We start from the raw sequence: 13,061 nt of genomic DNA, 5'->3' as shown, positions 1-13,061 counted from the left end.
ATCTAGTTTTTCCAAACCAATTTCATAGCGTATGGAGGCATTTTTTACGAGATTTCCGTTTCGCATGACGTAAATGGTGTACTGTACTTTTTCGCCGGTTTTATAAGTCCAGTCGTCATGATCGGTCGTCACGATTACTTCAATGGGCCTGCGAACCGGCTGTGCGTGAATGGCTAGCGTCGTTAGCCAGAGGAAAAAATGGGTAAGCAAAAATTTCTTTTTCATATAACGGTTAAGGATCTGTCTTGAAATTGAATAAATTAGAATTGTCAGTTAAAGTGGTAAATGGGCCGAATCTTTAATTATTGCGGGATAATTTTTACGATTTGCTGTAATTTGCCGGTGTTTTTTTAATTTTTACAATGATTGCCTGTTGGTTTAAGTAACTTGGATTTGATCAGAATTAACAAATTTATCAGCGAGACCGGCTTCTGTTCCAGACGTGAGGCGGATAGGCTTGTGGAGCAAGGCAGGGTCACATTGAATGGGAGACAAGCTGTGTTGGGCGATAAAGCTTCCGACGCTGATGATGTGCGCGTGGACGACAAGCCATTGAAAGCAAAGAAAGCAGGTGTTTACATTGCATTTAACAAACCCGTAGGCATTACCTGCACTACCGAGAGAAATGTGCAAGGCAACATTATTGACTATATCCGTCATCCCGAACGTATTTTTCCAATTGGCAGGTTGGACAAACCATCGGAAGGATTGATATTCCTGACCAGCGATGGCGACATTGTGAATAAGATTTTACGGGCCGGTAACAATCATGAAAAAGAATATGTCGTAACGGTTGACAAGCCTCTAACTCCTGAATTTGTAAGGAAAATGTCGTCAGGCGTGCCCATTCTCGATACGATTACCAAAAAGTGCTTCGTAAAAAGGGATAGCAGTTTCGTATTCACCATTGTTCTGACGCAGGGGCTGAACAGGCAGATCCGCAGAATGTGCGAGTACTTGGGTTACAAGGTTACCAAACTGAAACGGGTAAGGATCATGAATGTGTCACTTGAAAATTTGCCGACAGGAAAATGGCGCGACCTGACCGCGGAGGAAATGAAGGAGATCAATGCAGCCGTTGAAAGTTCGGTCAAGACGGAGGAAGGGTCTTATATGCCAGAATGGGAGGAATAAAATCAAAAGCTATGGTCAGATTTTTAACGATTTGCATTCTGATTTGTATGACAATGAATGCCGTGGCGCAACAAAACGACACATTGCTGCTCGAAAAACTAATGCGCGGCAGGCCCGAGCTGTTTTCGGGAATATTAAACCACCCTCAGAAAAATCAGGTACAGATCCTTTACACGCAGATTGACCGGGACAAAAACAACGTCCCGCATTTCAAGACTTACAGCTACAATCTGGACGATCTGCATTACTTTTTTCCTGCCAGTACCGTCAAGCTGCCGACTGTTATTTTCGCGTTGGAGAAATTGAATGAGCTGAACATCAAAGGTTTGTCGAAGCAAAGTACAATGATCACCGGTGCTGATTTTACAAAACAAACAAAGGTTGAACGCGATAGCTCCTCTGCCAGCGGTCTTCCTTCATTGGAACATTATATTAAGAAAATCCTGCTCGTTAGCGATAATGATGCTTACAACCGTCTTTATGAATTTGTTGGCCGCGCCGAGATCAATCAAAGGCTGCAAAAGCATGGGCTAACCACCAGTCGCATCCTGAACCGATATGCCGTGCGGGATACCGAGGAAACTTCCCGCCATACCAACCCGGTAACTTTCTACCAACACGGCCAGCCCGTATATACACAACCGGGAAAATTTGATCCTGAAAATTACCCGCTGAATTTGTCGAACACATTGATGGGCAAGGCTTATATGGACAGCTCCGACCGGTATGTGGAGCGTCCGTTCAACATGGCCAATAAGAATGCATTCAGCCTCACCGATCAGCAATCGGTCATGAAAAAGCTGCTGTTTCCAGAGATTTTCCCGGCCAGCGAGCGGTTCCATTTGAAAGAAGATGATTACAGGCTGATTTACACATACCTGAGTAAATACCCGACTGAGAGCGATTATCCGCATTACGACCCGGCCGAGTTCTGGCCGCTTTATGCCAAGTTTCTTTTCTATGGTGCGGATAAGGCGACGGTACCGTTGTCCAATGTTAGGGTTTTCAATAAGTACGGTGATTCCTACGGCTTCATTATCGACAATGCCTACATCGTTGATTTCGAAAATAGGGTCGAATTTATGCTTTCAGCAGTGGTTCAATCCAATGAAGACGGTGTTTTCAATGACGATAAATACGAGTATAAGGAAGTTTGCTACCCCTTTATGAAAAACCTCGGACAGGAAATTTATCAATATGAATTGAAGAGAAAAAGGGAATATGTACCGGATTTGTCTAAATTTATAATGAAATATTGAATGAATTTACCCCTAACGCTTAGCCATGAAATCGGTCTATATCCTTGTATTGCTCAGTTTATTGGCTGGAAATTTGTTTGCGCAGGCTTCCAAGGACGTTTATCGTTTTAAAAATGGTAGCGACATCAGCAAAATGTTGTCGGTACAGGAGCGATTTCAGTTTAAAGAATTTATGGACGGCGCGGTGATGTTCAGGGGAGGAAAAGTGACGAAGGCCAAGCTTAATTACAGTGTAGTGCACGGAGAGGTCATGTTCATCAGCGCAGGCAATGATACAATGCTGATCACTGATAATGATTTTGTTAAAAACATTATGGTAGGCCAGTTTCCCTTCATTTACCACCGGGGCCGTGGGCACATTGAGATTGCCGGAGATTACGGACAGGTGCGATTAGGCAGAAAAATGTTTCTTACTAAAATGGGAAACGAGCGCTACGCAGCCTATGACCAATATTCTTCCAGTTCTGCAATATCAAGTTATTCTTCTTTTACAAATGCGGATGGTAGGGTTCAATTTCTGGAAGGAAACGACCGGGTGATCCTCCGGCGCAGGACTGTATTTTTTTTGGTAGATAAAAACGATAAAGTTTACTCCGCGACCAAAGGCAATGTGCTGCGGTTTTATTCTTCTCAAAAAAGAAAGGTTAATGATTTTATGAGAGTCAATAAAACCAACTTTGATAAAGAGGACGACGTTGTGAATTTAATGGCATTTTGCAGCTCTTTATAAATACATTTTTCCGCTTACTAATCCCGATAATGAAACAAAAACTGGCGATCCTTTTCCTGACCGTTACTAATTCCTTGTGCCTGCTTGCTCAAAGCCTGCCGGTATTGCCCGCTAAGGCTATCAAAAAAAATCAAACTGACTGGCTCGTTCAGCCGGTCAATGAAGAAGCAGACGTGTATAAATCCGGCGACGGGAAGGACATTGTCTTATATAATGGTTTGATCAAAAGAACATTCAGGCTCGCACCAGACCTGGCGTGCACGGATTTTACGAACCTGACCAATGGTCAGCAATTGTTGCGCGCTGTGAAACCCGAAGCGCGCATTGTTGTCAATGGCAAAAATTATCCGGTAGGAGGGCTTATTGGACAAAAGGAAAATGCATACCTGCTGCCTGAGTGGGTAGACAAGCTACAAAAAAACGACAGCGCGTTCCATTATGTGGATTTCAATATAGAAGATGTAAAGCCCTACCTGAAATGGAAAACTTCGATGTGGACTGGAAACAAGAATCAGGCAACCGGAAAAACGATCACATTCCATTACAAATCGGCCTTGCCAGCATTGCAGGGAATGTCGGTGGCGGTACATTATTCTATTTACAACGGTATTCCGCTTTTGAGCAAATGGGTGACGATCGACAACAAAAGTAAGGGCACGTTCAGCATTGATCAGGTCGTGAATGAGATACTGGCTGTTGTAGAGGAGGAAAGCGCGGTGGTGGGAAGTCCTGAGAAAATGGCTAAGCCCAATGGTCTTTACGTTGAAAACAATTTTGCATTCAACAACGCTATGCGTTATAACCTGAGCGATCAGGCCACCAACTGGAAGGTCGACCCAGCCTATACCTCACAGGTCAATTATGATTTCAAAACGCCCTGTTTGCTGGAAGTTCACCCGGCGCGAAACATGGGTGTCGTCCTGAAAGCAGGCGAAAGTCTGGAATCGATCCGTACCTACGAGCTTTTGCAGGACAGTTACGACCGCGAGCGAAAAGGACTGGCGATCCGTAAAATGTATCGCACCATCGCTCCCTGGACTACCAGTAACCCTATTTTCATGCATTTGGTTAGCAAAAATGATGATGAGGTGAAAACCGCGGTCGATCAATGTGCGGTCACCGGTTATGAAGCATTGATCCTGAGTTTCGGAAGCCATTGCAACATGGAGGACACGACTGCGGCCAATTTGAAAAAATGGAAAGCATTAGCAGATTATGCACACAGCAAAAACATTCTGATAGGGAGCTACTCGCTATTCAGCTCACGGAAGATCAGCGACGAAGACGATGTGATCGACGCCCAGACCGGTAAACCAGGCGGGGCATTCTTTGGGAACGCACCTTGTATGGGAAGTAAATGGGGGCTGGGCTATCTTGAAAAATTGAAGCATTTCATGACCTATACCGGTTTCAATATCTTCGAAAATGATGGCCCCTATCCAGGTGATGTTTGCGCGTCCACCTCGCATCCCGGGCACGAAGGCTTGCGTGATTCACAGTGGAAACAAATGGAGCTTCAAAAAGGACTTTACCATTGGTGCAATGAAAATGGCGTGTATGTGAATGCACCTGACTGGTACTTCCTCGATGGTACGCACAAAGTGGCACTAGGCTACCGGGAGGTCAATTTTTCACTGTCACGGGACCAGCAAAAGATCCTGAACCGGCAAAACATTTTTGATGCCACCTGGAATGAAACGCCATCGATGGTATGGGGTTTTGTGCCTTTGACGAAGTACCAGGGCGGTAATGACGATGCGATTCTGGAACCGCTTTCGCAGCATCTCGATGCTTACGAGCAACTTATGATGCAATACTACGGATCAGGTGTGCAGGCTTGTTACCGCGGCCCAAGGCTGTACGATACCGAAGACACCAGAAAGGTTGTGGCGGGTGTGGTGAGTTGGTATAAAAAGTACCGGAACATTCTCAATTCGGATCTGCTGCATTTGCGGCGTGCCGACGGTCGGGACTGGGACGGTATTTTGCACGTGAACCCCAGCCTTCCGCAGAAAGGACTGGCCATGCTTTACAATCCTTTAAATGAAAGCATTACCCGTACTATCAAATTGCCGGCCTACTTCACAGGGCAGCATCAGTCAGTTAAAATCCGTGAAAAAGAAGGTAGCCCCAGGTCGGTGAAAGTGGACAGGGATTATAACGTAACCCTCGACGTGACGATTCCTGCCAAGGGTTACACGTGGTTGGTTATGGAGTAATGAGATCTCTGATTTTCTGACCGGTTTTAATGTCCCATTCTTCAAAACGGCGAAGTTCCAGGAACGAACCATACTTCCAGTCTGTGTTGACGATAATGGCACCGATCACAAAAAGGTACCTTCCCGAAAAGCTGGTTTTCGGGATCAGGCGGTCTATCATTTGCCCGGATTCTTCGAAAATGACTTCGGTTGCTTCCTTAATGGGATGAGAGGAGGTGAGTACCCGGTCTTTTTTGTTGTATAAAAATTCCTGAAGGCAATGTTGCTGGTAGTCGTCTACAGGTTTGTCCCCTGGTACGATCTCATTGTTTTTCAGTCTGTTCAATGCCAGCACTGCGGCTCCGCAACAGCTGGATTCTTCTTCCTGGCCTACACGAATGATCTTACCGAGCTCACCACTTTCACTTACGCCAATGTGCGGCGCATAAAAGACCATGGCTGCGCCTTCGGCCGGTACGTGATGCGCAAACGCGCTCATACCTGTGAGGCCGGTAAACGGATAACCATTCAAACCGCCCATATTGAAAGGGCCTAGCATCTGGCGGCCTTCTTCGGGATATTCGATCGCATTCACATCGTCCGAGCAGATCGAGTGGGCTAGCATGATCTGACTGGGCGCCAGGGCATAAGTTTCGAGCGATTTGTAAATATTCAGGACAAAATCGCTGGATGAAACAGCCTTGGGGAAATACTTGCGTACTTGTTCGAGCATAGGATTTACATTAAAATATTATGAACTGGTGTTATCGCAGCCGGTACCGAGTCTTCGTCCAGCATTTCGCGGAGGTCTATTTCAATGGTGCGGCATATAGCCGTCATTGGAATGTCGTTGATAGCATTTTCAAACGGATTTTCACTCGTATCGCCGACTACTTCCATGGTATTGAAAACCCAGCCGATGATCATGTAGCTTGGTATGGCCAGCCAGATGAGGTTTGGACCGAGTTTGGCGAACTCATTGATGAGCCCGAATGGCAGGACCAAAACAAACAGCCACACGAAAACCTTGCTGAAATAGGCATACTGACGTGGAAATGGAAAGTTTTTAATGCGCTCAGCAGCACCTTGCTGATTATAAAATTCCTGAACGACATTCATCATGTGAAAATAGAACAGCTCATTGATCTCTCCTTTTTTGAAAACTTCTTCCAACTGCGTGGCCTGGGCTTTCATAATGTGCGTCGCCGGGTTCTTTTTGGACAGGACATATTTCGTTTCACTTTCCGAAAGGAACTGAGGCAGCACATCTTGTAATGAAGATTCGTCGCTGGTATGGTGGTCTTTCACAACCGTGTGAGCGATGGAACTGGTACTGTTCCAGACACTTCTGGATCGCAGCTGTATCCGCACTGCATTCACATAGGCGATCTGGCGGTGGATTAATGCGGTTTTGGCAGCTCCGGCATCTTGCGACTGCACGTAGGTGCTGGCAAGCGTTCCCCAGGTACGGCTCGCATTCACGATCGAGCCCCAGATCCTGCGCGCCTCCCACAGTCGCTCATAGGAAGAATTGTTTTTGAAACCAACATAAAACGCCACCGCTGTACCGATCAGGCCGATTGGAACAAAAGAAATACCCAATGTGATACCGGAGTAGTAGCTCAGCCCACAAAGTACCGCGGAGTAAAAGAAAAAAAATAGGAGGGTTTGCCAGGCAAAGGAAAGAATGATCCCAGGCTTAATTTCACGGGCGGTATACATTGCTGTTTCGGTAAAAGAAAAGTTTTGAAGCCACAAGATTTCAAATTGGCTTCAAAACTTTTTTCAATGTTGCGCGAAACAGAAAATATGAAGGATCAAACCGATAAAAACGGAGTTGGAAATTTGCTGTTGCGGTTACTGTTCTTCAAACCACTTCTTGAAAACCGGTACCCTTTCCTTACTGATCAGGATCTGGTTGGAAGAGGAAGGAGAGGTGCGAACCAGTAACCTGCCATTGAAGTACAGTTCTATTTCAGTAATGCATTGGCGCGAAATAATGAACTGACGGTTGGCCCTGAAAAAATTGGAAGGATCAAGCTGGTTTTCCAGTTCTTCCAGCGATTTGTCCAGCACAAAGTTGCGGTCGTCATGCAATGTCGTCACTACCACGCTGTTACGGATCGTGAGCCAGGCAAAATCAATGTCTTTCAATGGGATCAGTTTGTCGCGATAAGGCACCAGGAAGCTTCTTCTGGGGCTTTTTCGGTTCAAAATCTGTGAATGCATTAGTTCTTCCAGGTACCTCACCTTGGTGATCGCATTCTCTTCATTCAGCTGGTAATATTTATCCAGGCTGAATTTCAATGCTTCCTGCCGGATCGGTTTGAGGAGGTAATCAATGCTGTTGAGCTTAAAGGCCCGCATGGCGTACTCGTCGTGGGCAGTCGTAAAAATGACCGGACAGCCGATCGAAATTTGTTCAAAAATCTGAAAACACGTACCGTCGCCCAGCTGTACGTCCAGAAAGATCAGGTCGGGAACGGGATTGGTAGTGAGCCAGCACACCGCATTCTCCACGCTTTCGAGTACATCCAGAATTTCGGTTTTCGGGTCGATTTTTTGAATAAGTTGTGTCAAATATTGCCCTGCTGGCTGTTCATCCTCAATAATTAGAATTCTTGTCATGGAGCTTCAATCAAGGGTACTTTTACTGTAAATTGTTGTTCATCTTCAACCAATAAAGGTTTTTGTCCGGTCTGGATCTTGTAACGCTTGTCCAGGTTTTGCAGGCCGATACCGGTCCCGGGAGAATTTAGTTTTTTGTTGACCGTGTTCATGACGATCACCTGCTTCTCAGTTTCATTGAGGGTTACTTCTATCATCAATACATGTTGGGAGGAAATCACATTATGTTTGATTGCATTCTCGATGAGTATTTGCAGGGACAATGGAATGATATACCACTGTTTGCCGGTTTCGGTACCAATGAATTCGAATGCAATTTTTTCGCCGAACCTCGCTTTATAAAGATCCAGGTAAGCCCTGGCTGCGGCCAGCTCGTCTGTCAAAAGGATCAGGCTCTGGTTTTGAACTTTCAGATTGTATCTCAAAATATCAGACAAATCCAGTACGATGCGCTGCGCCATATCCGGGTTGGTCGAAATCGAAATGTTGAGGATATTTAATGCATTGAACAGGAAATGCGGGTTCAGCTGATTGCGTAATGCTTCCAGCTGGGCTTTGAGCTGCTCCCGTTTCAGCTGTTCATTTTCAAGTCCTATCTTGTGATTCTCCTGCGTGGTCAGCAGAAAATTCCTGAAACCCAGTATCGCCAGCAGCAGCAGAATGTGGTAGAGATAATATACCACACGAAAGATCAGTATATCTGAATTATCATCGTCGAGCGCCAATTTCAGCTGAAAGAGAATTTCATTGATGCTCAGAAAAAGAATGATCATCATTAAACCCTGTACCAGCGGATTTTGCCGGTTGAACCAGCTGGGCATCTGATAGGTATAATGCAGACAGATGTACACGAAAATCCAGGCAAATTCGAAGCTGATAATGAACTGAATGCAAATGTCGAGAAGCCCCGCCCCGATGTCGGACTGGTGGAAAAGAGATGGCCATACAAATATCAGCCGCGGAATAGTTGCAAACAGGCTCAGAATGAAACAGAGCCGCCAACCTAATGACATCCCATTCCGGTAATTCAAATCTGGGGTCATACCTGGCTGGTCAGTAATTCATTATGGAGCCGGGATGATTTTTTTTGCAACAGATTGTTTGTTTGAATAAGGCTTGCGATGGATTCGATCAGCGAGATCTCAGCATCCGTCCATTCTCTGGAATTCAATGTGTCTTCCAGGGCAATGTATCCTGCCCAGCCCTCATTTTCCAGAATCGGAACGGCGAGCAATGACTGAATGTCGTGGCGACCGAACAATTGCTGCTCGTCCACGGGAAGGAATGATGTAAATTCGATAACAGGCTTGCCGGCAGAGAGCAAGGCGTTCCATCGTTTGAGATAGGGTATTTCTGACGGGCTTTTAGTGAAATGTGTTTTGGGAGAAACACCGGCTGCCGCAAGTTCAGCGCGCTTGCTGATCTGATGGGTACCGTCGGCGTTATGGTTTTGTGTACAAAGGTAAATCCTGCTCAGGTCCATTACTTCGAGCAAAACTGCGAATGCATTCAGCAAGAGGTCATCGGCCTTTTTACCGCTCCGGCCAGCCGATAATTCTTCTTCGCAACGTGCCAGTACTTTTTTATAAAGGTTACCATTATCGTGGTTATGCTGGTCTATTTTCTGCTGTGCGCTGTTGCGCCATTTCGCCAATGTATTTTCCAGTGCCGGGATCCATCCCAGTTTATTCGAGCAATTAATATAATAGTTGGTTTCGGTCACAGCCAGTACTCTTTCCGCAGTCACCGGACAATGTCCTTCCGTCATCACCAGGCAGGGCAGCTGGCTCCCCAGTACATGGGCCAGGTCGGTGATTTTGCCATCAGGCAGCAGGCAATTGGAAATGAGCAGGTCGTATTTGGATTCGTGGAAAGCTTTGATGGCAGACTGCTTGGAGTTAACCTGCTTGATCTGAAAATGATAACCTGCATAACTGAGGGAATCTTCCAGGAGGCTCAGCCACTCACTTCGAATTGCAACAATCAGGAGGTTTAAAGGTTTCATAGAAGAGAATGATTTAGTTGTGAAAGGTAGATGTAACCGCTAACATACCCAAGCCAAATAATAAAGATCTTACGAGAATATCTTCATTTAACAATATGTTCCTTTCCACCGGTCCGGCAGATGATTTTAGTGATGTGTTGTTAGAGCTTTGAGGCGTGTGTTGGGCCCGAAAAATAGTATGCTGATAAGCAAACAGATATTGTTACAATTATACTAATTTGAGTAGAAATAATACTACTGTATTGGAAGAAATATAGTGCAAAAGCAACAACTGAGAATTAGATCCAAATATATAGAAAATATTCCTGCACAGCGTATTCTATTCCATTTTTGTACTATTTATCGAAAATTTTGTAATTCGTGTGTTGCCTGCACATCTGTATTCTCCACCTCACCCCATCAGGCGCTGGTTTAAAACCTCCTTTTTCAGCTTCGCGGTATTTCCATCGGTTTGAGGTCAGGAATCAACGGGTTCACCTCTGTTTTTTTCAGTTTCAATCACTATTTAAAAGCCTGAGGCCGGGCTTGTAGAGATATTTATGACACAAAAAGGACAAAAGAGTAAAACAATATAATTTCTAAACCATCCTTCCACAGAAAAATCAACCAAGATGAATTCTAATAAGGTACTCTCGCGACGTTATTTTTATCAGATCATGAATGGGGTGAATGAGCAGGTTGCTCATGAGATCCTGTCTGAGGACTTTGTTTTTACATTGCCTACGCACCCGGAGCCATTCCACGGCCCCGACGGTTTTATGGGACTGGTTCGTATGCTGCATAGCTCATTCCCTGACTTCTATATTAACCCACAGGAAATGGTGGCAGGCGGCGACTGGGTAATTACACGCTGGCGTGGAGGCGGTACACACACAGGCGGACCACTGCTGACCGTGAAGGGCGACGTCAATGCGACCGGCAAGTTTTTTGAAATTGACGGAATGACCTGGCATACTATTAAGGATGGCAAGATCACCGAATCCATTGGTCATGAAGATACGCTTGGATTAATGTTGCAATTGGGTGTTTTGCCGTCCGAAGCTGCTCCTGTAACGCAGGATCTGGATCACAATCAACAACTTGCTTCGCGGTATTTCGAGGAAATCATGAGCCAGGGCAATCTGGACGTCATAGAAGAAATACTGGATCCGGAATTCGCTTTTATTATCCCTACCCAGCCAGAACCGATTGCAGGCTATCCAGCTTTCAAAGGGTTTGTATCCTACCTGAGAAATGCTTTTCCGGACATCAAATTCACGGTCATGCGCCAGACTGCGGAGGGCAACAAGGTGGCATCTCGGTGGAATATCGAAGGTACCCACTTAGGCGAATTCCTGGGTGCACCAGCGACGGGTAATCACGTAAAGGATTATGGTATTGACATTTTTACAATCAAAAACGGAAAGATCGTCTCTGTGCATGTGAACGAAAACGATTTCGGGCTTATGCAGCAGCTTGGCGCATTGCCTTCCTGAAAACTTTTATGAATTATGGGCCAGACAGAAGATAATAAAGCCATTGTGCGTCGGTACTGGTTTGAATTGTGGAACGACAAGAATATAGAAGTGCTAGATGAGATAGCGGTTGAAGACGTTGCTTTTCACTTCCCGCCAGGTCAGGCTCACCAGCCTCCTACCTTGCGGAAATGGTTTGAAACAGCGCTATCAGCATTCCCGGACGTTCATTTCACCTTGCATGATGAGCTGGCAGAAGGCGATAAGGTAGTAAGCCGCTGGTCATACGAGGCGACAAATACAGGTAATTTTCTCGGAAGGGAAACGACGCAGTTGAAAGTGAAGGACCTGGGGATAGATATCTTCCGCATTGAGGGAGGAAAAATAGTTGAAATGTGGGTAGCCCAGGATAGTCTGGGATTATTGCAACAGTTGAAAGTGCTTTAAAAAACACGGTTTATGGAAAGCAAAGGAGTTCGACATTTTCAGATAAGTAACGGACAACTGCCTGCAACGGCGGTGGTAATCGACGATTTCAGTACGGACTATGATGTACTGGTCATTGCCAATCCGGAATTATCCAGAAAAGATCTTCGCTTTCTGCAAAACGACAATGATACCATTGTCCAGTTGGCCGGTCAGCAAAAAGAGCTGGCAATCCTCAAAAATGTAAATGCGCTTGATCTTGATCCGGTAGCATTATTGAAGGGATTTTATGAGGCGCTGGAAAAAAATGACCTCGCGGATGTCCTTACTTTCCTTTCCGAAGACGTTTTTTGGGAAGTGGCAGGTCCTACCGACATTATGCCGTGGGCCGGAGGCTGGAACGGACACCTTGGGGTCGCCAAGTTTTTTGTTTTACTCAGCGAAGGTCTGGCATTTGAGAAGCTGGTACCAACCCGTTATATAGCACAAGGCAACACTGTTGCCGTTGTGCTTGATGGGCATGGCCAGTCCAGATACGGCGTACCTTTTAGCGGAGGAGTGGTGCATTGGGTAACGATCAGAAACGGCAAGATCAGTCATTTGCAATATTACCGCGACACTTACCCGATCATTGAAGCGATCTATGGCGGACGACCTTTTACAGTACAGCCAAGCCACACTGATTCACATTATCACGTGATCAAACCAGTGGCAGTAGACCGGGCTACCGACAGCATTGTTTTTGATCCTTCGGTTTTTGAAACGCCGCCAGGAACAGTAAAGACGGTTAAAGCCATGTATGCTGCATTACAGGGACTGAATGTGCCGGAAGTGCGGAAAGTGTTTGCCGACAACGTGGTATGGGACATTTTCGGTCCCGCCGACATGCTCTCGTGGGCCGGCGAACGGATAGGCCCGGATGCTGCGGCGGAATCAGCGAACCAGATCATTGAGACGATGCACTTTGATCATTTCAAACCAACGAGACTGATCTACGACGGTGACACCGCGGCTATAGTCATTGATGAAGCAGGAACCTCCACGGTAACGGGCTTACCTTTTCAAACCAGTGTAGTGCATGTAGTAGTAGCCAACGAAGAAGGCAAAGTGACATTATTCAAAAATTACATTAACACCGCCTGGATCGTAGAAGCATTTTTAGGCGGGCGACCTTTTACCGTAAGCAAGTAAGAGAGCGACTAATTACCATGAATGACAATAAATGAC

Annotated in this window: 12 protein-coding genes and 1 pseudogene; 7 read left to right on the top strand and 6 right to left on the bottom strand. The window is 45.7% G+C overall.

Annotated elements, in window-relative coordinates:
* Positions 1-225: pseudogene (locus ABIO93_RS23580) on the bottom strand (acetylxylan esterase); the annotation flags it as partial.
* 162 nt (positions 226-387) lie between these two features.
* Between ABIO93_RS23580 and rluF the strand changes: the two are divergent.
* Genes rluF through ABIO93_RS23560 form a run of 4 tightly spaced genes read left to right on the top strand, consistent with a single transcriptional unit; the run spans position 388 to position 5,342 of the window.
* Positions 388-1,134, top strand: coding sequence for a 23S rRNA pseudouridine(2604) synthase RluF (rluF, locus tag ABIO93_RS23575; protein WP_348072288.1), 747 nt, complete (start codon positions 388-390; stop codon positions 1,132-1,134).
* Positions 1,135-1,145: 11 nt separating this feature from the next.
* Positions 1,146-2,393 carry a serine hydrolase gene (locus ABIO93_RS23570; protein ID WP_348072286.1) on the top strand — a complete coding sequence of 416 codons (1,248 nt, stop codon included), beginning with the start codon at positions 1,146-1,148 and terminating at the stop codon, positions 2,391-2,393.
* A gap of 25 nt (positions 2,394-2,418) precedes the next feature.
* Positions 2,419-3,123, top strand: coding sequence for a hypothetical protein (locus tag ABIO93_RS23565; protein WP_348072284.1), 705 nt, complete (start codon positions 2,419-2,421; stop codon positions 3,121-3,123).
* A 29-nt stretch (positions 3,124-3,152) separates the two neighbouring features.
* The gene (locus tag ABIO93_RS23560; protein ID WP_348072282.1) at positions 3,153-5,342 is read left to right on the top strand and encodes an alpha-galactosidase; all 2,190 of its coding nucleotides are present in this window, start codon (positions 3,153-3,155) and stop codon (positions 5,340-5,342) included.
* Here the strand turns inward: ABIO93_RS23560 and ABIO93_RS23555 are convergent.
* The 5 genes from ABIO93_RS23555 to ABIO93_RS23535 all read right to left on the bottom strand — a co-directional run bounded on the left by ABIO93_RS23555 (position 5,332) and on the right by ABIO93_RS23535 (position 9,954).
* Positions 5,332-6,054, bottom strand: a complete 723-nt coding sequence (locus ABIO93_RS23555; RefSeq protein WP_348072280.1) for a hypothetical protein — start codon at positions 6,052-6,054, stop codon at positions 5,332-5,334. The two genes, ABIO93_RS23560 and ABIO93_RS23555, sit on opposite strands and share 11 nt — an antisense overlap.
* Positions 6,055-6,059: 5 nt before the next feature.
* A complete protein-coding gene (locus tag ABIO93_RS23550) occupies positions 6,060-7,043 on the bottom strand; it encodes a bestrophin family ion channel (RefSeq protein WP_348072278.1) in 984 nt (327 codons plus the stop codon).
* Positions 7,044-7,178: 135 nt separating this feature from the next.
* Entirely contained in the window at positions 7,179-7,949 is a 771-nt protein-coding gene (locus tag ABIO93_RS23545) for a LytTR family DNA-binding domain-containing protein (RefSeq protein WP_348072276.1), read from the bottom strand.
* Entirely contained in the window at positions 7,946-8,992 is a 1,047-nt protein-coding gene (locus ABIO93_RS23540; RefSeq protein WP_348072274.1) for a histidine kinase, read from the bottom strand. Before ABIO93_RS23540 ends, ABIO93_RS23545 begins: the two co-directional genes overlap by 4 nt.
* A complete protein-coding gene (locus tag ABIO93_RS23535; protein ID WP_348072272.1) occupies positions 8,989-9,954 on the bottom strand; it encodes a GAF domain-containing protein in 966 nt (321 codons plus the stop codon). Before ABIO93_RS23535 ends, ABIO93_RS23540 begins: the two co-directional genes overlap by 4 nt.
* Before the next feature lie 611 nt (positions 9,955-10,565).
* On the opposite strand from ABIO93_RS23535, the gene ABIO93_RS23530 reads away from it, so the two are divergent.
* From ABIO93_RS23530 to ABIO93_RS23520, 3 genes are read left to right on the top strand one after another with little or no spacing between them, the layout of a single operon-like run.
* Complete coding sequence (locus ABIO93_RS23530) at positions 10,566-11,429, top strand: ester cyclase family protein (RefSeq protein ID WP_348072270.1); 864 nt, start codon at positions 10,566-10,568, stop codon at positions 11,427-11,429.
* Between the two features lie 15 nt (positions 11,430-11,444).
* The gene (locus tag ABIO93_RS23525) at positions 11,445-11,855 is read left to right on the top strand and encodes an ester cyclase (protein WP_348072268.1); all 411 of its coding nucleotides are present in this window, start codon (positions 11,445-11,447) and stop codon (positions 11,853-11,855) included.
* Between the two features lie 12 nt (positions 11,856-11,867).
* Positions 11,868-13,025, top strand: coding sequence for a nuclear transport factor 2 family protein (locus tag ABIO93_RS23520; protein ID WP_348072266.1), 1,158 nt, complete (start codon positions 11,868-11,870; stop codon positions 13,023-13,025).
* Positions 13,026-13,061 lie beyond the last annotated feature (36 nt).

This window comes from Dyadobacter sp. (genome assembly GCF_039919315.1).
Lineage (GTDB): Bacteria > Bacteroidota > Bacteroidia > Cytophagales > Spirosomataceae > Dyadobacter.
Note: the sequence above shows the minus strand (reverse complement) of the source record. Positions and strands in the feature narration are given on the sequence as shown.

Coding starts and splice junctions, on each gene's coding strand:
- ABIO93_RS23570 (WP_348072286.1), top strand. CDS start 1,146: ATGGTCAGATTTTTAACGATTTGCATTCTGATTTGTATGACAATGAAT.
- ABIO93_RS23565 (WP_348072284.1), top strand. CDS start 2,419: ATGAAATCGGTCTATATCCTTGTATTGCTCAGTTTATTGGCTGGAAAT.
- ABIO93_RS23560 (WP_348072282.1), top strand. CDS start 3,153: ATGAAACAAAAACTGGCGATCCTTTTCCTGACCGTTACTAATTCCTTG.
- ABIO93_RS23555 (WP_348072280.1), bottom strand. CDS start 6,054: ATGCTCGAACAAGTACGCAAGTATTTCCCCAAGGCTGTTTCATCCAGC.
- ABIO93_RS23550 (WP_348072278.1), bottom strand. CDS start 7,043: ATGTATACCGCCCGTGAAATTAAGCCTGGGATCATTCTTTCCTTTGCC.
- ABIO93_RS23545 (WP_348072276.1), bottom strand. CDS start 7,949: ATGACAAGAATTCTAATTATTGAGGATGAACAGCCAGCAGGGCAATAT.
- ABIO93_RS23540 (WP_348072274.1), bottom strand. CDS start 8,992: ATGACCCCAGATTTGAATTACCGGAATGGGATGTCATTAGGTTGGCGG.
- ABIO93_RS23535 (WP_348072272.1), bottom strand. CDS start 9,954: ATGAAACCTTTAAACCTCCTGATTGTTGCAATTCGAAGTGAGTGGCTG.
- ABIO93_RS23530 (WP_348072270.1), top strand. CDS start 10,566: ATGAATTCTAATAAGGTACTCTCGCGACGTTATTTTTATCAGATCATG.
- ABIO93_RS23525 (WP_348072268.1), top strand. CDS start 11,445: ATGGGCCAGACAGAAGATAATAAAGCCATTGTGCGTCGGTACTGGTTT.
- ABIO93_RS23520 (WP_348072266.1), top strand. CDS start 11,868: ATGGAAAGCAAAGGAGTTCGACATTTTCAGATAAGTAACGGACAACTG.